Here is a 23,083-nt window from a genome sequence, read left to right as displayed (position 1 = left end):
CGTCAGAAGCCGAGGTTGCGAATCACCTCGGGCAGCGGAGGGCGAAACTTCAATGTGCCCATGGTGACCGATCCTCGGACGGTGACCGTCAGGCCGCTGCTCTTGCCGCCCCGCACGCGGCTCTTGATGGTTCCCATCACGTTGCTGACGCCGCTGCTGTCGATCACGGTGCCGTGGGGGACGATCACCACCACGGTGCCCATGCGGTTGCGGACGTCGATCACCGCGTGGTTGCTGTCGATGTCGGCGTCGACCAGGTCGATCTTGATGGTCCCCATGGTGCAGCGCACTTCGAGCAGGCGCGGAACGATCCACCTCCCGCTGCGCTCGACCCCGGCCATGACGGTCGAGACGCGGGCCTGCTCGGGGTGAGCATCGGCCGCCGACAGTCGCAGGCCGGGTAGGTCATCGACCACGCGGGCGAGCTCGGAGCGAGTCTTGGCGCTGTGAACGGCATCGGCGCGCTCGGAGAACTCGTCGAGCGAGAGCATTCCCGCCCCCACAGCCTGCTGCAGCTGCTCGGTCACGAACCGGCGGTCGACGTCTGCGATGCGGACACTGCCGTCGTCGCTGGGCGTGCTCACGGTTTCTCCCCTTCGGTCACGGCGGGCTTCTCGGGTGCGGCCTTCTCGGGTGCGGGCTGGCCCGACGGAGAATCCGGCAGCGCCGGGTAGAGCGGGGTCTTGGGGGCGGCGGTGACCATCTGCTCGAACGCCGCGTTGGGGTCACTGGCCAGCAGGGATCGGACCGCGGTGTTGCCCATCGCGACGAGCGGCACGGCCAGTAGGGCCCCGACGATGCCACCGAGAACCACGCCGGCCGCGATGGCGAGCACCACGGCCAGCGGGTGCAGGCGCACGGCGCGACCAAGGAGCAGCGGCTGCAGCACGTGCCCCTCGAGCTGCATCACCCCGACCACGATGGCCAGAGCGATGAGCGCCGTCAGCACACCCTTGGTGACCAGGGCGATGATCACGGCCACGAATCCGGTCACCACGGCGCCCACGATGGGAACGAACGCACCGATGAAGACCAGCGAGGCCAGTGGAAGCGCCAGGGGCACACCGAGAATGGCCAGGCCGACACCGATGCCGATGGCGTCGACCGCCGCGACGGCCACCGTGGCACGAACGAAACCGACGAGAGATCCGAAGGCGTGCGTTCCTGCCAGTCGAATGCGGGGGCGAGCGGCCTTGGGCGCGATCCGGGTGACGAACTCCCAGATCTGGCGGCCCCCGTACAGGTAGAAGATCAGGATGAAGAGCATCAGTACCGCGCCGGTGAGGATCTCGCCGATGGTCGCCGCCGTGGTCAGGGCGCCGCTGGTGAGGGTCTCCTGGTTGGACCGGATGGACGACACCACGGAGTCGCCGGCGCGCCGGATCTGGTCTTCGCTCAGGTGCAGCGGGCCGTCGGTGAGCCAATCCTGCAGTCCGGTGATGCTGGTGGTGATCTGATCGCTGAGCTTGGGAAGTCCGTCGATGGCCTGCTGCACCACGAAGGTGAGGATGCCGCCGACGATCGCGAGTGTGCCCACGAGGGCGATCACCACCGCGAGGGAGCGCGGTAGCCCTGCGCGATCCATCCGATCGACCAGCGGTGAGAGCAGTGCAGCGGCCAGCAGGGCGAGGGCGAGCGGCACTGTGACGGTGGCGAGTTTGGCCGTGGCGAGTCCGAGGACGATCAGACCAGCGAACAGCACCAACAGCCGCCAGGTCCAGGCGGCACCGACGCGGACGATCGGGTGAACGCTGTCCGCGGGGTCGAACGGCACACCGGTGTCGGTCATTGCCGAAGCGTAACGCGTACACGCTGGTCCGGGAGGACTCGCAGTGTCAGATCCTGACGGTAAGTTGATTCTTCGTGCTGGTGTTCCTGCGAGCGGCCTCGCTGATTCTGCGAAGCCGCTGGCCGCTCTACCTGCTGTCGATGCTCGTCGCCAACGTGGCGGGCGCGTCGCTGGTGTTCGCCTTCGTGCGCTACGGGCTGCCCATTCCGGAGAACCCCCTGGTCCGCGCGGACCGGGTGCGCAACCTCGCCGTGTTCGGGGTCTACCTCCTGTTCGCCGGCGCGGTGCTGGTGGCGACGGTCACCTTCACTCTCTCCACGATCATCCGCTGGCAGATCCGCGGCGGTGAACCCACCCGGCACGAGCAGATGACCGCCGTGCACGCACCGCTTCGTCAGGCGATCGTGCACCTGGTGCTGTGGATCGTCGGCGGAGTGATCTTCGTGTTCCTGACGGTCGAGAAGATGCCGTCGCTGGCCGTCGCGGTGAGCATCACGGTCGCGATGGCCGCGGCCACCACGTTCGGTTTCACGTACATGCTCGGCGAACGCATCCTGCGTCCGGTGGCAGCGCTGGCGCTGAGCGAAGGGCGGTTCGAGCGCACGTTCACCCCCGGCGTCGGGGTGCGCATGGCCATGACCTGGGGTTTGGGCACCCTGATACCGGTGTTCGGCATCGTGCTGCTGTGCGTGACGCAGCTGACCACCGATCTCGTGTTCTCCCCGGACTCATTGGCCGTGGCGATCATCGCGCTCTCGTTCCTGGCGATAGTGCAGGCACTGTTGCTCTCGATGCTCACCGCCAGCCACATTTCGGATCCGATCAACCAGCTGCGCACCGCGATCGAACGCGTGCAGTCCGGCGAGACCGAAGTTCAGGTGCAGGTCTTCGACGGCAGTGAGATCGGGCAGTTGCAGGTGGGGTTCAACCGCATGATGGAGGTGGCCTCCGAGCGTCGGGTTCTGCGCGAGCTGTTCGGCCAGCACGTCGGTGAGGACGTGGCCCGTCGGGCGCTGCAGTTCGGCACCGAGCTGGGCGGTGAGACGCGCTTCGTGGCGGTTCTGTTCGTAGACATGGTGGGGTCGACGGCCACGGCGTCGGAGCGACCTCCCACCGAGGTGGTCGAACTGCTCAACGAGTTCTTCCGCATCGTGGTCGACGTGGTCGATCAGCACCAGGGTTTCGTCAACAAGTTCGTCGGCGACGCGGCGCTGGCGATCTTCGGTGCGCCCCTCGACCGTCCGGACGCACCGACGGCGGCGCTGTCCGCCGCCCGGGAGCTGCGGTTCGCGCTCACCGAGGTGGAGGGCCTCGATATCGGTATCGGCGTGTCGGCGGGGCTGGCGGTGGCGGGGAACATCGGCGCAGCGGAGCGTTTCGAATACACGGTGATCGGGGATCCGGTCAACGAGGCGTCGCGGCTGACCGAGCTCGCCAAGTTCGAGCCGAGCCGAGTGCTGGCGTCGACCTCGGCCCTGTACTTCGCCGACGACGAGGAGCAGTCCCGCTGGCAGGAGGGTGAAAGTGTGCAGTTGCGGGGCCGTCGTCGGGCCACGCAGACGGCCACACCCGTCGACTTTCCCGACGCCGCCGAGACCGATGAGAACTGATTCGACGGAATAGATGCGGACCGCGGTCCGCTTAGGTAGTGTCCGATGAAGTACAAACTTCAACAATCACACGTGGAGCAACCATGACCCTCGCACTCCCCGCCCTCACCGCCGGCACCTGGAACATCGACGCCGCCCACTCCGAGATCGGTTTCACCGTCCGCCACCTGATGGTCAGCAAGGTTCGGGGCCGCTTCCAGGCCTTCTCCGGCGCCATCACCGTCGCCGAGGACGGCACCCCGTCCGTCACCGCCGAGATCACCGTCGACTCCATCACCACCGACAACGATCAGCGCGACGGCCACCTGCGCAGCTCCGACTTCTTCGAGGTCGAGACCTACCCCACCGCCACCTTCACCTCCACCGCCATCACCGGCTCGGGCGAGAACTTCACCCTCACCGGCGACTTCACGCTGCACGGGGTCACCAAGTCCATCGACATCGAGGTCGAGTTCAACGGCGTCAACCCCGGCATGGGCCAAGGCCCGGTCGTCGGCTTCGAGGGCAAGACCGTGATCAACCGCAAGGACTTCGGCCTCAACCTCGACATGCCGCTCGAGACCGGTGGCGCCGTGATCGGCGACAAGATCACCCTGACCCTCGACATCGAGGCCGGCCTGCAGGCCTGATTCCCACCGCCGCGACGAGAGCGACCCCGGTCTACGCTGATCAGCGTGAAGAAGAACTCCGGGGTCGCTCTCGCCGTCGATGTGGTGGTGGTGCTGATCTTCTGCGCGATCGGGCGCGCCAGCCACGCCGAGGGCCTGACCTTCGGCGGGCTCGCCAGCACCGCCTGGCCGTTCCTGAGCGGCCTCGGCATCGGCTGGGGCGTGACGTACGCGCTCTACCGCGACAAGTTCGATCCTTACCTCGTGGTCCCGACCGGCATCCTGGTCTGGCTGTCCACCGTGATCGCCGGCATGGCCCTGCGCACCCTCGGCAACCAGGGTGTTCAGGTCAGCTTCGTGATCGTGGCCTCGATCTTCACCGGCCTCTTCCTCCTTGGTTGGCGCTCCCTCCTCCGCGCCCTCGAACGCCGCCGCGCCCGGTCCTGACGCCCCGCCTTCTGTACCCAATGTGACATTTGGTCATCCCTGGTGACCAAATGTCACATTGGGTACGGAAAAACGAGCGCGAGCACGAGCACCCACGCCCCGGGAGGTCAGAGCCAGGGCGGGAGGGGGCGGGCGGGGGAGCCGTTGTGCAGCAGAGGACCCGACCACGCTCGCCCGGCCAACCAGGCCACCCGGTCGGCGAGTGCCCCGCTGACCTCGGGTGCGTCTGCGCGCTGACCACGGATGTCGGTTTCGAGGGCCAGCAGGAACGGGGCGGGGAGGTCGGTGAACTGCACCGAGGACGCCAGGTCGACGGCGTGCAGCATCACCTCGCGCGCTCGCATCCACGGGATCTCGGTGGCGGGGATCGAGCGCCCGCGGGCGCTGCGCACCGTGGCGCCCCAGGCATTCTCGGGGAGTGCGCCCAGTGCCGCGTCGAACGCCTCGACCTCGCGTTTCCACCAGGCACGCAGCTCGTCTGCCGGCAGATGTGATCCGGCCTCGATGTCGGCGGCCCGCTGCTCGGGGGAGGCGTACATCGGCGTGGGTTCCCCGGTGGCCGCCCAGTGCAGGAGGTTGCCCAGCGCGGCGGCGTTGGCAGCCAGGTGCGCAACCACGTGCGCCCGAGACCACTCCGGGAGGCCCGAGGGTTCCCGCATGTCCGCGTCGTCGAGTTCGGCGATGACGCCCGTGCACAGCGCCGTACCCTGCGCGACCCACCGCATCGATTCGGCTGGTGTGCGCTCCATATCGTCACTCACGACGGCTCCTCCACGACCAGGTTGTCCAGTCGCCCGATGCCCTCGATTTCGGTGACCACGCGCTGGCCCGGTTGCAGTCGCAGCGATGGGGTTCGGGCGTGGCCGACGCCGCCGGGTGTTCCGGTGGCGATGAGGTCGCCGGGAGAGAGCGTGAGCATCGTGGACACGTATCGCACCAGCGCGACGGGGTCGAAGAGCAGGTCGGCAGTGGTGTCGTGCTGCATCAGGTGGTCGTCGACGCGGCAGCTGATCGCCAGGGCGGGGCGCACACCGCCGGGCAGTTCGTCCGGCGTCACCAAGACCGGCCCGACGGGTGTGGTGTGCTCCCAGGTCTTGCCCTGCAACCACTCTCGTGTGCGGAACTGCCAGTCGCGCGCGGTGACGTCGTTGACCACGGTGAACCCGGCGATGGCGTCGGCGGCCTGTTGCTCGTCGGCGCGGCGCACCGGGGTGCCGATCACCACTGCCAATTCGGCCTCCCAGTCCAGGGCGTCGGTCTCGGCGGGGTGGTGGATCACGTCGCCGGATCCGATGAGCGATTCGGTGTACTTGGCGAACAGTGTGGGGTGCTCGGGCAGTTCGCGTCCCATTTCGAGGATGTGGTTACGGTAGTTCAGGCCGACGCACACGATCTTGCCCGGGCGCGGCACCACGGGCGCGAACTCGGCGACCGGGTACTCGGGACCTGTGGCGGCCGCGGCCCGCTCACGCCAACCCTCCTGCGCGAGAAGGGCATTCACGTCACCGACCCCGAGGTCGACGGCATGCTCGCCCTCCACCCGTACCGCGCGGGTGCCGCCGTCGATTCTCAGCGTGGCCAGTCTCATCGGGCGTCCACCTCGCTGCGGTGCAGTCCCAGTCGTTCGAGCACGGGTGCGTCGGTGAAGTGGAACAGATCCAGCGCGCCGGAGTCGGAGTCGGTGGAGCCGGCCTGCGAGGTCACCGACAGCGTCTGCCAACTGGGGACGACGAACAGATCGCCGCGGGTCACGCTCCACGTCCTCTCGCCCACCTGCACCACGCCCGACCCGTCGAAGACCTGGTAGACGCTCGATCCGGTGTCCCGGCGCGGGGCGGTCGACGCCCCACGTGCGATGCGGTGGAACTGCGCCCGAATGGTGGGCAGCGCATCGCCGCCGGTGGCCGGGTCGGTGAAGCGCACCAGCGCGTGGCCGGGCTCGACGGTGCCGGGGTGTCCGTCGCGTTCGAGGTCGAGCTGGTCGGCAAGCGCCCGATCGGTGTGCTCCCAGCGATACGCCAGGAGCGGGCTGCCGGGCCGACGCGACGGACACGCGACGGGTGTCAGGCCGGGGTGGCCCCACAGGCGTTCCGAGCGCGACCGGTGCGGCAGCACGCGCTCGTCGTCGTCCACGCTGTCGCGTCCCACCTCGAAGAATTGGGTGTCCAGGCCGTACTGCAGGGGGATGTCGAGGCCGTCGATCCAGGCCATCGGCCGATCCGCGGCGTTGTGATGGGCGTGCCGGTTCAGACCGGCCTGCGGCAGGAAATCTCCGCGTCGCATGGCCACTGGGTCACCTTCGACGACGGTGGCCACCCCCTCACCTTCGACGACGAACCGAAATGCGTGCTGGCTGTGGCGGTGTTCGGGGGCGTCCTCGTGCGGCATCAGGTACTGGATCGCGGCCCACAGCGTCGGGGTGGCGAAGGGCCGACCGTCCAGGCCGGGGTTGGCCAGGGCGAGTGCGCGCCGCTCACCGCCGCGCCCGACGGGGACCAGGTGCCCGGCCCGGTCGGCCAACTCCAGCAGCGTGTCCCACCGCCACAGGTGCGGCTGGGCGCGCGGGTTGGGTTGGCTGGGCATGAGGTCGCCGACCTCGGTCCACAGGGGTACCAGGTGTTCGGCGTCGAAGCCGCGGTGCAGCTCCTCGAGCTCCGGCCGGTCGAGTGTGGTCATGGTTTCCAGGCTCGGTCGCGGCGCCCTCCCGGTGAGTAGGATTCTGCTGGACGGAACCGCGGGGCAGCGCGTGCGCTCGATCGAAGGGACGGTGGGTCGACGGTGTCCCGCGAGATCAAGACCCCGCCCGCCTACGTGGTCACCAGCGTCGACCACGCGCTGCGCATCGCCGTGATGCTGCAGATGGAAGGCGCCCTGACGGTCAGCGAGGTGGCCGACCGCCTCGGCGTCGCGCGCTCGACTGCCCATCGCCTGCTCAGCACGCTCGTGTTCCGCGACTTCGCCGAGCAGGACGATCGACGCCGCTACCGACCCGGCCCGGTGCTGGCCCTGACGCAGCATTCCCGTGTCGAGACGTCACGGTTGCGGGCGGCGGCGCTGCCGACGATGCGCGGGCTGGTCGACATGCTGGGCGAGACGGTGAACCTGACCGTCCGGGTGGGTGCGTCGGTGCGATTCGCCGCGAGCGTCGAGTGCGAGGCGGCGCTGCGGGTGACCTCCCGCGAGGGGATGGCGTTCCCGGCGCACCTGACCTCGGGTGGTCTGGTGCTGCTCGCGGCCCTCGACCCGTCGGAGGTGCTCGAGTTGTTCACCGCGCCCACCTCCGATCCGGAGGAGCTCGCCGAGCGGCCCGATCCGGTGCGGGTGCAGGCGGAACTGGCCAAGGTGCGGCGAGCGGGATTCGCGGTGAACTCCGGGCGCTCCGAGCGCGGGGTCGTGGCGGTCGGTGTGGCCGTGCAGGGCGTGGCGGGTTCGGGGCGGGAGGGGCAGGGTGTGGCGGGTCCGGTGGCCGGCTTGGCCGTGGCGATGCCCAGCGTGCGATACGACCGACGACGGCTACCGTGGCTGGTCGATCAGCTGCGGCGCGGCGCCTCGAGCATCGAGGCTCGGCTGGCCGATCTCCCCGAGACGTCGGTATGACAAGTGTCGCGCTGCCGTCAGCGGGCCAGCACGGGTGTGGCGGGAGCGGACGCGTCCGCCGACCTGCTCGCGTGCAGGTGAACCACCAGCAGCAGGATCGCAGCCAGCCCCGATGCGGCGGCGAAGAGCCCTATGCTGCCCGTGGCGCTCGTCGGATTGCGGGTGAGGATCGCCCCGGCGGCGGTGGGTGCGATCACCGCGCCGATACGGCCCCCACCGAGCGAGGCGCCGAGGGCGGTGGCGCGCACCGCGTCGGGGTAGTGCCCGGCGATGGCGGCGATGACCAGGCACAGGGTGCCGTGGCTACCAGCACCGGCGACGATCAGCAGCGCGTACACCACCGCCACCGACGACGGGAACGTGGTGAGCAGCGTCAGGCTCACCGCTCCGGCACCCGCTGCCACCACCGCAACGCGCAGGGCGCCGAATCGGGTTGCGCTCCAGGCGGTCACGGCGGAGACGGCCACTGCCCCCAGGTTGAGAGCGAGGAGGTAGGTCACCGGGTCGCTGCCGAGATCGAACCGCACGTCGGCGCGGGTCAGTTTGGGCAGCCAGGTTCCCAGGCCGTACCAGGTGAACATGGTTGCGGTGGTGGCGATCACGAACAGTGCTGTGGCCACGGCGTACGGGCGGCGCAGCACGGTGGTCACCGACGCAGGTTCCGCGGTGCCGCCGGTCTCGGCGGTACCGCGTGTCTCGGCGGGGCGTAGGCCGTAGGCGGCTTCGACTCGCTCCGCCTGCGCGGTGCGGTTGCGACTGCGCAACCAGGCGGGCGACTCCGGCAGCGCCGCCACGGCGACCAGCGCGAGCGCCAACCCGAGGAATCCGACGTGGTAGAGCGGCTGCCAGCCGTGCTCGGGGATCACCTTCAGCGCGACGACGGATGCCAGCGCGCCGCCCAGCGGGACGCCCGACATCATGGCGGTCGCCGCCACCGATCGCCACCGACCCGCCACGAACTCCGCCGTCAGTGCGTTGGCCGACGGGATGAGTGCGCCCAGGCCGAGACCGGCCAGAAACCTCAGCGCCCCGAACTGTTCCGGCCCGGCCGCCCACCCGCACACACCGGTGAACACGCTGAACCAAACCGTGGAGCCGATGATCGCGCGGCGACGGCCGAATCTGTCGGCGAGCGCTCCGCCGCACAGCGCACCGATCAGCATTCCGGCGAAAGCCACACTGCCCAGATGTCCGGCGTCGTCGGCGGTCAGCTGCCACCCCGGCTCTCGCAACAGCGACGGGATGGTGGCGCCGTAGACGATGAGGTCATAGCCGTCGAAGATCACCAGCGACCAGCAGAGAACGACGACACCCAGCGACGAACGTGACGTGGACAACATGCCCTCACGATGCGGCGGCCCGGTGTGGCCGGGGGGTGAGATTCTGCCAGGCAGAACAGGGGGTTCGGTCGATGGGGCTTAGGGCGGGCTTTGGACGTCGCACAACAACACATTTCTCGGGCGATTCGGCTGAGCCGCTGACGAATCGGTACCAACCTGTTTGAATGCTGTTCGTTATCCCCATTGGAGGTACTCGTGATCAGTGCGCCGTTGGCTTCGGCGTGGGCGAAATTCGATCGAGCGTCGGAGGACTGGTTGTCGCTGGTCCAGCACAGCGAGGACGCCGCACTTGTCGCGGGGCGACTATGGGATGAGTGGTTGCCAGAATCCACGCGACGCATCCTGCGGGCCAACTCGTCTGACTTCGACGCACGCCGGCTCGGCCAATTCCTTGCTGGAACTCATGATGTCGGCAAGCTAAGTCCGGCGTTCGCCATGCAGGTCGAGGCTCTGTGTGGCCGAATGCGGGACGCGAATCTCCCGTTTCCGCCTGTCGGCGCACGACCCGGCGAGGCGCCACATTCGGTGGTGAGCTTCGTTGCAATCGCCAACTATTTAGCGAACAAGGGTTATTCACAGTCCACTGCCCGGTCCTACGCGTGCGTAGCCGGAGGGCACCATGGCACTCCTCCCTCTCTGGCACAGGTCGGCCTGCGTGCAGCAAAGCCTGTCCGACATTACGGTGGGCCTGATTGGGCCGCAGCACGATTCGAGTTGATCGAGTACATTTCCTCTCTGGTCGGCGCTGCGGACCTTATCGACGGATCTTGGAAATCGAAGGCGTTGAGCCCCGAGCAGCAAGCCTTGTGGACCGGGTTCGTGATCATGTCGGATTGGATCGCCAGCAACTCGGACCTTTTCCCGCTCCATGGCTCGAGTTCGCGTACGGACAGAGCCTCTGCTGGCTGGTCAGCCCTGGGTTTCCCGCCGCCGTGGCGTGCTGCACCACCCGCTGATCCAACGGAAGTCCTCCGCTCGCGGTTCGGACTGCCCAGCGGGGTGACGCTGAACGCGATGCAGCGCAGCGTGTTCGAGGTTGTCCGATCCTTGGAGCGCCCGGGGCTGGTCGTCATCGAGGCCACCATGGGATCAGGAAAGACCGAGGCTGCGCTTCTTGCCGCCGAGTACCTCGCCCGCGAGTTTGGTCAAGGTGGCGTCTTCGTGGCTCTGCCGACTATGGCCACGTCCAACGCCATGTTCGGACGAGTCCAGGCATGGCTCGGTGATCAGCTGGACAACGCCGACCTCCCTCTCCACTTGGCGCACGGAAAGGCGCACCTCAACGAGCAGTACGCGGGGTTGACCCGATTGACGATATCTCCGTGTATCGGATTGGGCGAGGCCCCGAGCGATATGCCCGACGCGGAGATCGTCGTCCACCAGTGGTTCTCTGGACGAAAGCAGGCCATGCTGGCCCCTTTCGTGGTCGGAACCATCGATCAATTGCTGTTTGCCGCACTGAAGTCGAAGCACGTTGTTCTCAGGCACCTGGCGCTGGCCAACAAGGTCGTCATCGTGGACGAGGTCCATGCTGCCGATAGCTACATGCGCCACTACCTGGTGCGAGTTCTGGAGTGGTTGGGTGCGTACGACGTGCCGGTGATCGTCATGTCTGCCACCCTGCCGGGTTGTCAGCGCGCCGAGCTGATCGAGGCGTACGAACGCGGGGCAGGGTGGTCGTCGAACGGTCCGGATGTAGGACGGAACAGCGCCTACCCGCTCGTGACCTCCACGGCCGGGGCCCGGCACGTGACCAGTCCACAGCCGGCACCCTCGTACAGCGTGGAGATCGAGAGACTCCCCGGAGACGAACAAGCGTTGGTCGAATACCTACGCGCCGAGCTGTCCAACGGCGGGTGCGTGGCAATCGTGCGCAACACAGTGCGCCGCGCCCAAGAATGCGCTCGGCTACTTCGTGCCGAGTTCGGAGACGACGTCCTCCTGCTGCATTCACGCTTCGTGGCCCGCCATCGAGCTGACCTCGAAGCGCACCTGGTGAAGGAACTCGGTCGAACCGGCGCTCGACCGCAGAGGCGGATAGTCGTCGCAACGCAGGTGATCGAGCAGTCGCTCGACGTGGACTTCGACCTTCTTGTCACGGACCTCGCACCCGTCGACTCGATATTGCAGCGGATGGGTCGCCTGCACCGGCATCACCGTGTGCGGCCCGACAGACTATCCCGGCCACGAGTTGTTCTGACGGGGGTAGACGACTGGTCCGCAAGCCCGATCGAACCACTGCGCGGCCTGGTGGCCGTCTACGGTGCAGCTCCCCTTCTTCGCGCCGCGGCGGTGCTGCATGATCGGCGAGATATCAATATTCCAGAGCACATTCCCCTGCTGGTGGAGCAGGCGTACGCCACCGACATCGCTGTGCCGAGCGGCTGGGAAGACGCCGTTGCCATCGCGGACGCGCAGTACGACGAGCATCAAGCCGAGCAGCGGGCGCGGGCGGATTTGTGGCGTCTCGGTTCCCCGAACAGCAGCCCGGACTTGATCGACTGGCTGGACAAGAATATCGGCGACGCCGATGGCGCACGCGGCCAGGCGAAGGTTCGCGATTCCGATGATGGCGTCGAGATTCTGCTCACCAGACGTGTCGGTGGCGAGGTGTATCTCTTGGAGCAGTGCGGGGGCGCGCGCATCCCCACCGAGTACGAACCGTCGTTCGCACTTACTCGTCGTGTCTTGGACTCCTCGGTCCAGTTGCCTCGAGAACTGTGCAGAACAGGTGCGATCGTCGACGCGACGATCCGAGAGTTGGAAGGCCGTATGTACGTGGGATGGGCGCAATCGCGCTGGTTGGCAGGCGAGTTGGTCATCGAGCTGGACGAAACACATCAGGCGTCAGTTGGCGGATACCGGCTCACTTACGACGCCGTGTACGGCCTGGAGGCTGTGAAGGAGGAGGCACGATGACGGAATCGTTCAACCTCGTGGACGAGCCGTGGATCGTGGTGCTCGACGACCGTGGGCGTACAACCGAGGCGTCGATCCGCGAAGTGCTGGTCGGAGGCGGGCGCATGGTCACCATCGGAGGTGACCTGCCAACCCAGCAGTTCGCGATCACGAGACTGCTCCTGGCGATCATTCGACGTGCCGTCAACTGGGGTGCGGACCCGGTAGCTCGATGGGGAAAGTTGTGGTCTGTGCGAGCGCTTCCCGGCGACGAGATCGAAAGCTATCTAGATCTTGTGAAGCCCCGATTCGATCTGCTCGACCCAGCGGAGCCGTTCTATCAGGTGGCAGACTTCCAAACGCCGTCCGGCGCGAGCCGGCCGGTCGGGCTACTCGTCAGCGACATGCCCGCCAAACACCAGTACTTCACCACCCGTGCAGGGTCGGGTGCCGCGGAACTCCCCTTGGGAGAGGCCGCGCGATGGGTTGTTCACGCACAGGCCTACGACACGTCAGGAATCAAGACAGGCGATTCACGCGATCCCCGCACTAAGGGTGGGCGGGGATACCCGATGGGTATCGCGTGGTGCGGCCAGCTCGGCGGCGTGCTCGTCGAAGGAGCATCACTGCACGAGACACTCCTTCTGAACACGGTGCTCATGACCAGCCGCGGGCCCACACTGTTCGCACACGACTATCCGGCGTGGGAGCGGCCCCACTGCGGCGTCACCGTGCGCGAGGACCCAACACCGTCAGGTCCCACCGACCTCCTGACTTGGCAGAGCCGCCGCATCAAGCTGACACACAGCGGAGACCGCGTGACCGGTGTCCTCGTAGGCAATGGCGATCCGATCGATGCCACGCTGCAGCTTCACCGTGAGTACCTGACGGCGTGGCGTTACAGCGCGAACAAGTCCAAGGAGATCGGACAACCCGCCTACTATCCGCGGACCTTCGACGCCGGTCGTGCAGTGTGGGAGGGAATCGAGAGCCTGCTTGTCGACAGTCTCGAAGAATCATCTCGACTTCGAGGATTCGCCCCCGACGTTACGCACTGGATCGACGTCGTCGTCGATCGCGGTTTCGTCGCACCTGACGCCGTGATTTCCCCGCACGCCTTCGGCCTTCGCTACGACACGCAGTCCAGCGTGATCGGGGCAGCAATCGACGACCGGATCACCCTCAGACCCGCCGCCCTGGTGGACCCGGAGTGCAGAGAGGCGGCGATCACCGCCGCAAGACGAGCCGACGGGGTTGCGCGCTCATGCGGAACCTTGGCCGGCGATCTCGCTATCGCCGCTGGTGGTGACGGTACGGGCGAGCGGGCGGAGGCAACCGCCAGCTTTCTCTCCACAGTGGACACCCTGTACCGATCGTGGGTTCTAGGGCTGGGTGTCGGTGATCCCGCTGAGCTGTTGCAGCAGTGGGAATCGGATCTTTTGTCCCTTGCCCGTTACGCCGGAGCAGCGACGATTGCCCGCGCCGGACGGCCCGCATTCGTGGGTCGCGAGATCACCAACTCCAAGGGGCGCTCCTACTGGTTGGACGCACCTACAGCCGAGATGTCCTTCCATAAGGAATTGCGTCGAGAACTACCCGGTGCGCACGCACCGAGAACGGAGGTACGGGCGTGACATCTGAGGCCACCGACCATCGACGATGGCCGCTGACGGATCTGGGATCCGCTGTGGAGTCGGCTGTACTGGGTCTACAGCGCGGCGTTCTCGCCGACTATCGCGACGGATCGGCCGGGGCATCGTTGGCTCGACTGAGGCGGGCAGTGGCGAAGGAACCAGGGAGTGTGCCCGAGGTGTGGGGCCACACCATCGACATCGTTCCGCTGGCAATGCGAGGCTCCGACGGACCGGTTGCAGCCGAGCGGGCCGCCCACGTCGCGGTCACCTTGTACGCACTGCATCAGCAGGGTCGGACCCGGCCGATGCACTCGAAAGGTGGGTCCATCGGCTCGGCAGCACGCACTCTTGTGCGCGCGACGGATAGAGAGGACGCTGTCCGCCGCCGGTTCCACGCAATAGCGCTCGCCGACACCGACAACGCAATCGTCCACCATCTGCGCTCGCTGGTGACGCTACTCAAGTCGGAAAACATCTCTCTCGATTACGGGCGCCTCGCCGACGATCTCGCGGTCCTCTTCGCCCGGAAGAGAACGGACAGTGTCCGGATCCGATGGGGCCGGGATTTCCGCCGAATCGCAGCAACAACCTCAACTGATCTCGCAGACTCGAACGACACTCACGAAGAGGAATGACCACAGCAATGTTCGTCGATATCCACATCCTTCAGTCCGTTCCTCCGAGCAACATCAACCGTGACGACACCGGCAGCCCGAAGACTGCCGTCTACGGAGGAACCCGACGTGCCCGTGTGTCAAGTCAATCGTGGAAGCGTGCGACCCGAAAGCACTTCAACAGCACGCTGGATCGTTCCGAAATCGGTTACCGAACAAGGAAGCTGGCCGAGCTACTCGCAGGTCGGATCATCGAACGGGCGCCGAGTTTCGACGACGCGTCTGCGGCGACACTCGCTTCGGCGGTGTTCGTAGCCGGAGGTATCAAGATGGCGACACCGAAGGCGAGGAAGGATGCACCGAAACAGCCCGATGAGTCCGGCTACCTCGTCTTCCTGAGCTCCGGACAGCTCGACGCCCTGGCCGAGCTCGCACTGGCGGCTGAGTCAGGCCAGAAGCCTGATGCCAAGGAAGTCAAGCGAATCATCAAGTCGGACCACAGCATCGACGTTGCCCTGTTTGGGCGAATGATCGCTGACGATGCCGAACTCAACGTCGATGCCGCCGTTCAGGTTGCTCACGCGATTAGCGTCCAAGCAGTCGAGCAGGAGTTCGACTACTTCACCGCTGTCGATGATTTCCAGGAGTCGCAGCAAGAGACAGGCGCCGGGATGATCGGCACCGTCGAGTTCAACTCGTCGACCCTGTACCGGTACGCAACCATCGACGTGTCTTCGTTGAAGCGCAACCTTGGTGATTCAGCCACCGCTGCGGCGGCCGCCGCCACCTTCGTCAAGTCTTTCGCGCGATCTATGCCAACCGGTAAGGCGAACACGTTCGCCAACAACACCCTCCCTGATCTCGTGCTCGTTTGCGTCCGCTCCGACCAACCGGTGAGCCTGGTCGGGGCGTTCGAGGACGCAGTTGTACCGACGGTCGATTCCGGTGCTGTTGCTCTGGGCACAGCTCGGCTCTTCGAACGCGAAGCCGAGATCGCAGCGGCTTACGGCGAGCCGCTCGAGAAAATCGTGACCGCCGTCGGAGGCACACTCGCCGAGGGAATGGACAAGGTTCCCCTCGATGACCTGGTAGAGCGCGTGCGCGCAGTGGTCGCGGCCGATCCGGACGCCTGATGACGTCGCTGGTCCTATGCCTCGCGGGCCCGATGCAGGCGTGGGGGGCGTCGAGTCGCTTCACGCAGCGCGATACCCGTCGTGAACCGACCAAGAGCGGTGTGTTGGGGCTGCTCGCGGCGGCGCAGGGCGTGCGTCGGACCGACAGCATCGAGCACCTGCTCGGATTGTCGTTCGGAGTGCGCGTCGACCAGGAGGGCGCATTGATGCGCGACTTCCAGGTAGCGCGGTCCCTCGACGGAAAGGACGTGATGCCGTTGTCCACGCGCTATTACCTGGCCGATGCTGTCTTCACTGCAGTCGTCGAGGGGGACTCGGGCCTCATCGAAGGGTTGGCGAAGGCCTTGCAGCGGCCTGCGTTCCCGCTGTTCCTGGGACGCCGTTCGTGCTCACCGAGCCGACCAGTCTTCCTCGGAGTCACCAACGCATCGCTCTCGACAGCGCTGACGGAGACGCCCTGGCAGGCCTCCGAGCGAGCCCGACGATCGCAGGCGAAGCGGGTGCACCTTCGGGGCGTTGTTGACGCCGAAACCGGGACGACGGTTCGAGACGTGCCGATCAGCTTCGACCCTCGGCTGCGCCAATACGGTTGGCGCACTGTGCAAGAGGTTCGCATTCCAATGGACAACCCGCTTGGCGGCGACAACCACGATCCCATGGCCTTACTGGGAGGCTTCTAGTGTTTCTCACCCGAATCCCGCTCAACCGCCGTCGTCGAGGTGCTGGCAAGCTTCTCGCTTACCCGCAGGCGATGCACGCCGCTGTCGAATCGTGCTTCCCCCCAGGGTCGTTCACATCGCCTGAATCCGGTCGCGCCCTCTGGCGCGTTGATTCACCAAGGGCCGACGAGAACATCCTCTACGTGGTCAGTCCAATCGAGCCCGACCCGACGCACATCATCGAGCAGGCGGGGTGGCAGACGGGAGAGATGTGGCAGACCCGCGATTACAACCCCGTTCTCGAGCATCTCGCCTCTGGTCACCGTTACGCCTTTCGGCTACGAGCGAATCCGGTGTTTGGTGGACGATCCGACCCGTCCGCCCAGACCAAGCCACGGGCGCACGTGACCGCGGAGCACCAGCAGCGGTGGCTCCTCGAACGCGCTCAGTCTCACGGGTTTGCCCTGCTGAATGGCCAGGATGGAGAGACTCAACTCCGCATCGTCGAGAGAAGGACCTTGAATTTCGGCAAGGACCGCCACAAGGTAACCATCGGTGTCGCCACCTACGAGGGCGTCATGGAAGTGACAGACGTGGAAGCCCTCCGGTCGGCCCTGTGTAACGGGATCGGACGAGCGAAGGCATACGGCTGCGGGCTGCTCACCCTCGCGCCCTCGGCGTGAACACCAACGGTGGGCCGCCCCCAGCCCGTCCATCCGAACTCGTACGCGCATCCGATCGTCTGTCGTTCATCTACCTCGAACGCTGCACCGTTCACCGCGATGGCAACGCCATCACATCCACCGACGAGCGCGGGGTCGTCCACATCCCCACGGCGACCATCGGCGCGCTCCTTCTCGGCCCGGGTACAAGGGTGACCCATCAGGCCATGGTGTTGATGGCCGAATCCGGGACCTGCACCGTGTGGGTCGGCGAGCAGGCGGTCCGGTACTACGCACACGGTCGTCCGCTCGGCCGATCCAGCCGATTGCTCGATGCACAGGCCCGTGCAGTGTCGCAGCGCGATGGAAGGTTGGCGGTCGCGCGCGCTATGTACTCGATGCGGTTTCCCGGAGAAGAAACCTCGGAGCTGACGATGCAGCAACTTCGAGGGAAGGAGGGCGCTCGTGTGCGACGCGCATATCGGGAACAGTCGGAACGAACAGGAGTCGAATGGAAGCGCCGAAACTATGACCCGAACGACTACAGCGCAGGCGACGACATCAACCAGGCATTGTCCGCCGCCACCACATGCCTCTACGGAGTGGCTCACTCGATAATCGTTGCCCTGGGATGCTCGCCGGGCCTCGGATTCGTCCATACGGGGCACGACCGTTCCTTCGTGTACGACATTGCCGACTTGTACAAGGCCGACACAGCGATTCCTGTCGCGTTCGACGTAGTAGCCGCTGAGGCTGTTGATATCCCAGGAACCGTCCGCAGACGTATGCGCGACGAAATCTTCCGTCTCAAGTTGCTTCCCCGTGTTGCCGAGGACATCAAGAAGCTGCTGATACCGGACGCAGACGACGATCCGGTATTCGATGCCGACGTCGTATACCTGTGGGATGACCGCACCGGACCAGTGAACAGCGGCCATGATTACGCGTTCGACCCCGAAGACATCGTCCCGTGGTGACCCTCGTCGTCACGGCCTGCCCGCCAGGCCTACGTGGGCACTTGACGCGGTGGCTGCTCGAGATCAGCCCCGGCGTCTTTGTCGGTGTCCTGTCTGCCCGCGTCAGGGACCTTCTTTGGGAACGGGTATGCGATCAGGTCAAGGACGGGCGGGCGATAATGACCCACCCCGCGCGTAACGAGCAGAGGATGCTGTTCCGCGTGCATAGGTTCGACTGGGAGCCCGTCGATGTCGACGGTGTGCACCTCGTGCGCCGGCCACATACCGGTGAAGCGCTGGACGCAGCCGCTACGCCTCGGCCGGGGCGCAGCAAGGCCAGCCGATACCGCGCGGCGCACCGGCGTCGGGGGTAGTGCAGATCGAGCAACCGACGGTAGTTTCCGACTCAAGGGCTAGTCCTCGCTGCTCAGCAAGTGTCCTCCCCGCGAACGCGGGGATGAGCCCGTCTGGATGATCGTCCGGTCGACGTCGGTCAGGTCCTCCCCGCGAACGCGGGGATGAGCCCGACCATCGTTTCTGGATCGTGAGCAATAGCACGTCCTCCCCGCGAACGCGGGGATGAGCCCGGCTGGCACTGCGGTGCCGGGTTGGGGTGCGAGTCCTCCCCGCGAACGCGGGGATGAGCCCAGGCCGAAACCGTTGCCGCGCCCCGGCGTCGAGTCCTCCCCGCGAACGCGGGGATGAGCCCGACGACCGCACCCGCGACCGGGAAACACCCGAGTCCTCCCCGCGAACGCGGGGATGAGCCCGCCTTCACGGTCGAGACGCCGGGGATGTCGAAGTCCTCCCCGCGAACGCGGGGATGAGCCCTGTCGACGGCTGACCCTCGATCGCTGGACATCGTCCTCCCCGCGAACGCGGGGATGAGCCCTTCGAGCTCGAGCGGTCCTTCTCGCCGCTCGAGTCCTCCCCGCGAACGCGGGGATGAGCCCTGCTCCACCCTCCATCGCTCCTCGGCGATCAGGTCCTCCCCGCGAACGCGGGGATGAGCCCGGGCCCGCGAAGATGCTCTGTCGAGCCGTGACGTCCTCCCCGCGAACGCGGGGATGAGCCCCTGTCCGCGACCATCACCAAGGCGCAGCTCCAGTCCTCCCCGCGAACGCGGGGATGAGCCCGCCAAGGCCGACAACGGGCTGAGCTACATCTGGTCCTCCCCGCGAACGCGGGGATGAGCCCGGACCGATCCTGACGTCTTGCTTGCCGGTGACGTCCTCCCCGCGAACGCGGGGATGAGCCCGCGGCCTACGCCGCCACCGCAGATGCGCTCAAGTCCTCCCCGCGAACGCGGGGATGAGCCCGGACCGATCCTGACGTCTTGCTTGCCGGTGAGGTCCTCCCCGCGAACGCGGGGATGAGCCCGGCTACCTCATGGCCGCCGGAGACGCCGAGCGGTCCTCCCCGCGAACGCGGGGATGAGCCCGTGCCATCCGCTGCAACCGTCACCGCCACCGGGTCCTCCCCGCGAACGCGGGGATGAGCCCGGGTCGGCAAGAGATGCCGCATTGTCGATCAGGTCCTCCCCGCGAACGCGGGGATGAGCCCGGGGCTCAAGGTCGGATCGAAAGTCGTTGCAGGTCCTCCCCGCGAACGCGGGGATGAGCCCGTCGCATCGGGTGAGACCGTGGCGGACGTGCTGTCCTCCCCGCGAACGCGGGGATGAGCCCTCGGCGGACATGTACGAGCCGAGGGGTCGCCAGTCCTCCCCGCGAACGCGGGGATGAGCCCCCGCTCATGCCCGGCGTCGTCTTCTTCGAGGAGTCCTCCCCGCGAACGCGGGGATGAGCCCTGATCCTGGCCACCATGGACCCGGCCACCGGTGTCCTCCCCGCGAACGCGGGGATGAGCCCTGGCGGGGTAGTGCGCACACTCTGGGAGGCGTGTCCTCCCCGCGAACGCGGGGATGAGCCCACTGTGGGCCCCGTGCACGTCGTCGGCTATTCGTCCTCCCCGCGAACGCGGGGATGAGCCCCGGGTGACGAGTACATCATCCGTGCCGTCATGGTCCTCCCCGCGAACGCGGGGATGAGCCCGACACTGTGCGGCTTTCCATGTCAGCTCCCGAGTCCTCCCCGCGAACGCGGGGATGAGCCCTGACGGAATGCGCCCGTCTCGGTCGCCCTCGCGTCCTCCCCGCGAACGCGGGGATGAGCCCGCTGGTAGTTGAAGAAGCCGTCGAACGCCTCGGTCCTCCCCGCGAACGCGGGGATGAGCCATGACCCCCGACCACTTCCACCTCGACCGGCACAGTCCTCCCCGCGAACGCGGGGATGAGCCCAAGCGCTACTTGCTCTCGACGGCGTTCACGGCGTCCTCCCCGCGAACGCGGGGATGAGCCCACGCGCCCAAGCGTGGCCGAGGCTGCGCTGGAGTCCTCCCCGCGAACGCGGGGATGAGCCCCGGAATCGAAGGCATTCAGCGCACCGTGACGAGTCCTCCCCGCGAACGCGGGGATGAGCCCGCTATCGGCGACGTGGACGGGGCGACCCGCCGGTCCTCCCCGCGAACGCGGGGATGAGCCCAGGCCGAGGGTGTCGGCCTCCTCGATGCCGTCGTCCTCCCCGCGAACGCGGGGATGAGCCCCCCGAAGTGGCTTTCACGGTCACCGACTACGCGTCCTCCCCGCGAACGCGGGGATGAGCCCTTCCTGCTCACGTTCAAGAACATCAAGAACGAGTCCTCCCCGCGAACGCGGGGATGAGCCCCCGACCGCAACCTCGCAGACCTCGACGACCGCGTCCTCCCCGCGAACGCGGGGATGAGCCCTGCAACGTCACCGAGTGATCGGTCTGAACGATGTCCTCCCCGCGAACGCGGGGATGAGCCCTGGGCGTCGCCCACGGTCGTGACCTGGCCGTCGTCCTCCCCGCGAACGCGGGGATGAGCCCGAACATCAACTGTCGGACGCGGCGTCGCAAAAGTCCTCCCCGCGAACGCGGGGATGAGCCCTACTTGCGCGCCGTGGCTGATTCGCGCGCCGGGTCCTCCCCGCGAACGCGGGGATGAGCCCTCGGGGGCGGACACCGAGGCACCCTTGATGCCGTCCTCCCCGCGAACGCGGGGATGAGCCCCATGTTTCATCGGAGCGGAGGACGACGGTCAGGTCCTCCCCGCGAACGCGGGGATGAGCCACTGCCCGCCGACAGACTGCGGGTCGGTGTCGACGTCCTCCCCGCGAACGCGGGGATGAGCCCCCGAGTCCGACGCGCTCGCTCGAATCCGCAGCGTCCTCCCCGCGAACGCGGGGATGAGCCCTCGTCGAACTCGAACGGCTACATCCAGTTCTAGTCCTCCCCGCGAACGCGGGGATGAGCCCGAGACCGGTATCGGCTCGCTCGACATGCCCGCGTCCTCCCCGCGAACGCGGGGATGAGCCCGGCGTTGCGGCCCGGCTCGTGCGCCTCGGGTTGTCCTCCCCGCGAACGCGGGGATGAGCCCTCGGAACCAGTTCGGAAGCTCTCGGGCACATGGTCCTCCCCGCGAACGCGGGGATGAGCCCTTGTCGTCCGAGCGCGCCCGCAGGTCGCCCGTGTCCTCCCCGCGAACGCGGGGATGAGCCCAGCGGCCGCCCAAGATCGTCGTCGACCGCGGAGTCCTCCCCGCGAACGCGGGGATGAGCCCGCCACGTTCAGTACGGTCGTCTCGTTGGTCGGGTCCTCCCCGCGAACGCGGGGATGAGCCCGGGACGAGCTCGTAGGCGTCCAGCGATCCGAGGTCCTCCCCGCGAACGCGGGGATGAGCCCTCACGCTCGATGTCGGCGGTCTGCTGCCAGATGTCCTCCCCGCGAACGCGGGGATGAGCCCGACTCCGACTCGCCCCGACTGCGAGCGCACAGGTCCTCCCCGCGAACGCGGGGATGAGCCCTGAAAGCGCCGACGCCGCATCCCGAGCCGCATGTCCTCCCCGCGAACGCGGGGATGAGCCCATGGACGCCGCCCGCGCCGCCATCCAGGCCGGGTCCTCCCCGCGAACGCGGGGATGAGCCCAGCGCCGCGAGGTCGGACACCTGCTCTGCCGTGTCCTCCCCGCGAACGCGGGGATGAACCCAGGGGCCCGGTGCTGGGCGGAGTTGCGTTGAAGTCCTCCCCGCGAACGCGGGGATGAGCCCCCGCGTGGCACCACCGTCTCGTCGACGTGGAGGTCCTCCCCGCGAACGCGGGGATGAGCCCGGACAGTCTTCCGGGCCGCACCTGCATGTCAGGTCCTCCCCGCGAACGCGGGGATGAGCCCTTCGAGCGCGAGCGCGGAGCTTCGTCCGGGACGTCCTCCCCGCGAACGCGGGGATGAGCCCCGAGACCTGTTCATCATGGCCCTACTCAACTCGTCCTCCCCGCGAACGCGGGGATGAGCCCCCGCCGGTGGACCCAACGTCGACAGCGGCCAAGTCCTCCCCGCGAACGCGGGGATGAGCCCGAACTGGACATCGGTGGCGGGCTTCCACTTGAGTCCTCCCCGCGAACGCGGGGATGAGCCCGCCGTTGGTCCAAGGGTTGGCATCACTGCACTGTCCTCCCCGCGAACGCGGGGATGAGCCCACTGCCGTGCAGATCACCGGCTTTGCCGCCGAGTCCTCCCCGCGAACGCGGGGATGAGCCCAGGGGCCCGGTGCTGGGCGGAGTTGCGTTGAAGTCCTCCCCGCGAACGCGGGGATGAGCCCAGCACCCACACCTTCGGGAACTGAACTTCGGCGTCCTCCCCGCGAACGCGGGGATGAGCCCGGCTACCTCATGGCCGCCGGAGACGCCGAGCGGTCCTCCCCGCGAACGCGGGGATGAGCCCTCGTCGCCTCCTACTACTCGACCCTCGGCTCGGTCCGCCCCGCGAACGCGGGGATGAGCCCACAGCCGTGAGAACGGACCCGAGGACGATTGCGTCCTCCCCGCGAACGCGGGGATGAGCCCCGCAAACCTGGCGGCCGCTTACGCAACCCCCAGTCCTCCCCGCGAACGCGGGGATGAGCCCACGACCGAAGGCGCAATCGCCAAGGCGCAGAAGTCCTCCCCGCGAACGCGGGGATGAGCCCCTTGGCCACCTTGTCCTCGTACGGCTGTGCCGGTCCTCCCCGCGAACGCGGGGATGAGCCCCCGGCGGCCTGATCAAGGGGCTCATGGAAGGGA

Annotated in this window: 18 protein-coding genes and 1 CRISPR repeat array; of the genes, 12 read left to right on the top strand and 6 right to left on the bottom strand. The window is 67.3% G+C overall.

Features of this window, described 5'->3' with window-relative positions; genetic code table 11:
* Positions 1 to 2: 2 nt before the first annotated feature.
* The gene (locus tag ACY48E_RS14280; protein WP_462872883.1) at positions 3 to 584 is read right to left on the bottom strand and encodes a DUF1707 SHOCT-like domain-containing protein; all 582 of its coding nucleotides are present in this window, start codon (positions 582 to 584) and stop codon (positions 3 to 5) included.
* A complete protein-coding gene (locus tag ACY48E_RS14275) occupies positions 581 to 1,789 on the bottom strand; it encodes an AI-2E family transporter (protein ID WP_462872882.1) in 1,209 nt (402 codons plus the stop codon). The genes ACY48E_RS14280 and ACY48E_RS14275 overlap by 4 nt, the downstream gene beginning before the upstream one ends.
* A 131-nt stretch (positions 1,790 to 1,920) precedes the next feature.
* On the opposite strand from ACY48E_RS14275, the gene ACY48E_RS14270 reads away from it, so the two are divergent.
* The 3 genes from ACY48E_RS14270 to ACY48E_RS14260 all read left to right on the top strand — a co-directional run bounded on the left by ACY48E_RS14270 (position 1,921) and on the right by ACY48E_RS14260 (position 4,454).
* Positions 1,921 to 3,399, top strand: coding sequence for an adenylate/guanylate cyclase domain-containing protein (locus ACY48E_RS14270; protein WP_462872936.1), 1,479 nt, complete (start codon positions 1,921 to 1,923; stop codon positions 3,397 to 3,399).
* An 83-nt stretch (positions 3,400 to 3,482) separates the two neighbouring features.
* Complete coding sequence (locus tag ACY48E_RS14265; RefSeq protein ID WP_462872881.1) at positions 3,483 to 4,028, top strand: YceI family protein; 546 nt, start codon at positions 3,483 to 3,485, stop codon at positions 4,026 to 4,028.
* 45 nt (positions 4,029 to 4,073) lie between these two features.
* Positions 4,074 to 4,454: a DUF3054 domain-containing protein gene (locus ACY48E_RS14260; protein WP_462872880.1), complete on the top strand. Its 381-nt coding sequence runs from the start codon at positions 4,074 to 4,076 to the stop codon at positions 4,452 to 4,454.
* Between the two features lie 107 nt (positions 4,455 to 4,561).
* On the opposite strand, the gene ACY48E_RS14255 is transcribed toward ACY48E_RS14260, so the two are convergent.
* From ACY48E_RS14255 to ACY48E_RS14245, 3 genes are read right to left on the bottom strand one after another with little or no spacing between them, the layout of a single operon-like run.
* On the bottom strand, positions 4,562 to 5,215 hold the full coding sequence (locus ACY48E_RS14255; protein WP_462872879.1) for a maleylpyruvate isomerase family mycothiol-dependent enzyme: 654 nt from the start codon (positions 5,213 to 5,215) through the stop codon (positions 4,562 to 4,564).
* Positions 5,212 to 6,042 carry a fumarylacetoacetate hydrolase family protein gene (locus ACY48E_RS14250; protein WP_462872878.1) on the bottom strand — a complete coding sequence of 277 codons (831 nt, stop codon included), beginning with the start codon at positions 6,040 to 6,042 and terminating at the stop codon, positions 5,212 to 5,214. The genes ACY48E_RS14255 and ACY48E_RS14250 overlap by 4 nt, the downstream gene beginning before the upstream one ends.
* A complete protein-coding gene (locus ACY48E_RS14245; RefSeq protein WP_462872877.1) occupies positions 6,039 to 7,130 on the bottom strand; it encodes a cupin domain-containing protein in 1,092 nt (363 codons plus the stop codon). Before ACY48E_RS14245 ends, ACY48E_RS14250 begins: the two co-directional genes overlap by 4 nt.
* A 102-nt stretch (positions 7,131 to 7,232) precedes the next feature.
* Between ACY48E_RS14245 and ACY48E_RS14240 the strand changes: the two genes are divergently transcribed.
* Positions 7,233 to 8,051, top strand: coding sequence for an IclR family transcriptional regulator (locus tag ACY48E_RS14240; RefSeq protein ID WP_462872876.1), 819 nt, complete (start codon positions 7,233 to 7,235; stop codon positions 8,049 to 8,051).
* Between the two features lie 17 nt (positions 8,052 to 8,068).
* Here ACY48E_RS14240 and ACY48E_RS14235 read toward each other — a convergent pair whose 3' ends face one another.
* The gene (locus ACY48E_RS14235; RefSeq protein ID WP_462872875.1) at positions 8,069 to 9,391 is read right to left on the bottom strand and encodes an MFS transporter; all 1,323 of its coding nucleotides are present in this window, start codon (positions 9,389 to 9,391) and stop codon (positions 8,069 to 8,071) included.
* A gap of 195 nt (positions 9,392 to 9,586) precedes the next feature.
* Between ACY48E_RS14235 and cas3 the strand changes: the two genes are divergently transcribed.
* Genes cas3 through cas2e form a run of 8 tightly spaced genes read left to right on the top strand, consistent with a single transcriptional unit; the run spans position 9,587 to position 18,321 of the window.
* A complete protein-coding gene (gene cas3, locus ACY48E_RS14230; protein WP_462872874.1) occupies positions 9,587 to 12,310 on the top strand; it encodes a CRISPR-associated helicase Cas3' in 2,724 nt (907 codons plus the stop codon).
* A complete protein-coding gene (gene casA / locus ACY48E_RS14225; RefSeq protein WP_462872873.1) occupies positions 12,307 to 13,923 on the top strand; it encodes a type I-E CRISPR-associated protein Cse1/CasA in 1,617 nt (538 codons plus the stop codon). The genes cas3 and casA overlap by 4 nt, the downstream gene beginning before the upstream one ends.
* Positions 13,920 to 14,558, top strand: coding sequence for a type I-E CRISPR-associated protein Cse2/CasB (gene casB / locus ACY48E_RS14220; RefSeq protein ID WP_462872872.1), 639 nt, complete (start codon positions 13,920 to 13,922; stop codon positions 14,556 to 14,558). The genes casA and casB overlap by 4 nt, the downstream gene beginning before the upstream one ends.
* On the top strand, positions 14,555 to 15,670 hold the full coding sequence (gene cas7e / locus ACY48E_RS14215; protein ID WP_462872871.1) for a type I-E CRISPR-associated protein Cas7/Cse4/CasC: 1,116 nt from the start codon (positions 14,555 to 14,557) through the stop codon (positions 15,668 to 15,670). Before casB ends, cas7e begins: the two co-directional genes overlap by 4 nt.
* Entirely contained in the window at positions 15,670 to 16,350 is a 681-nt protein-coding gene (gene cas5e / locus ACY48E_RS14210) for a type I-E CRISPR-associated protein Cas5/CasD (protein ID WP_462872870.1), read from the top strand. The genes cas7e and cas5e overlap by 1 nt, the downstream gene beginning before the upstream one ends.
* Positions 16,350 to 17,012, top strand: coding sequence for a type I-E CRISPR-associated protein Cas6/Cse3/CasE (gene cas6e, locus ACY48E_RS14205; protein ID WP_462872869.1), 663 nt, complete (start codon positions 16,350 to 16,352; stop codon positions 17,010 to 17,012). The genes cas5e and cas6e overlap by 1 nt, the downstream gene beginning before the upstream one ends.
* On the top strand, positions 17,009 to 17,968 hold the full coding sequence (cas1e, locus tag ACY48E_RS14200) for a type I-E CRISPR-associated endonuclease Cas1e (protein WP_462872868.1): 960 nt from the start codon (positions 17,009 to 17,011) through the stop codon (positions 17,966 to 17,968). Before cas6e ends, cas1e begins: the two co-directional genes overlap by 4 nt.
* On the top strand, positions 17,962 to 18,321 hold the full coding sequence (gene cas2e / locus ACY48E_RS14195) for a type I-E CRISPR-associated endoribonuclease Cas2e (RefSeq protein ID WP_462872867.1): 360 nt from the start codon (positions 17,962 to 17,964) through the stop codon (positions 18,319 to 18,321). The genes cas1e and cas2e overlap by 7 nt, the downstream gene beginning before the upstream one ends.
* 62 nt (positions 18,322 to 18,383) lie before the next feature.
* Positions 18,384 to 23,050: a CRISPR direct-repeat array (repeat unit 29 nt; unit sequence GTCCTCCCCGCGAACGCGGGGATGAGCCC).
* Between the last annotated feature and the right edge of the window lie 33 nt (positions 23,051 to 23,083).

This window comes from Rhodococcus sp. AZ1, assembly GCF_054979605.1.
The sequence above is the reverse complement of the archived record's forward strand: the minus strand, read 5'-3'. Positions and strand labels throughout refer to the sequence as shown.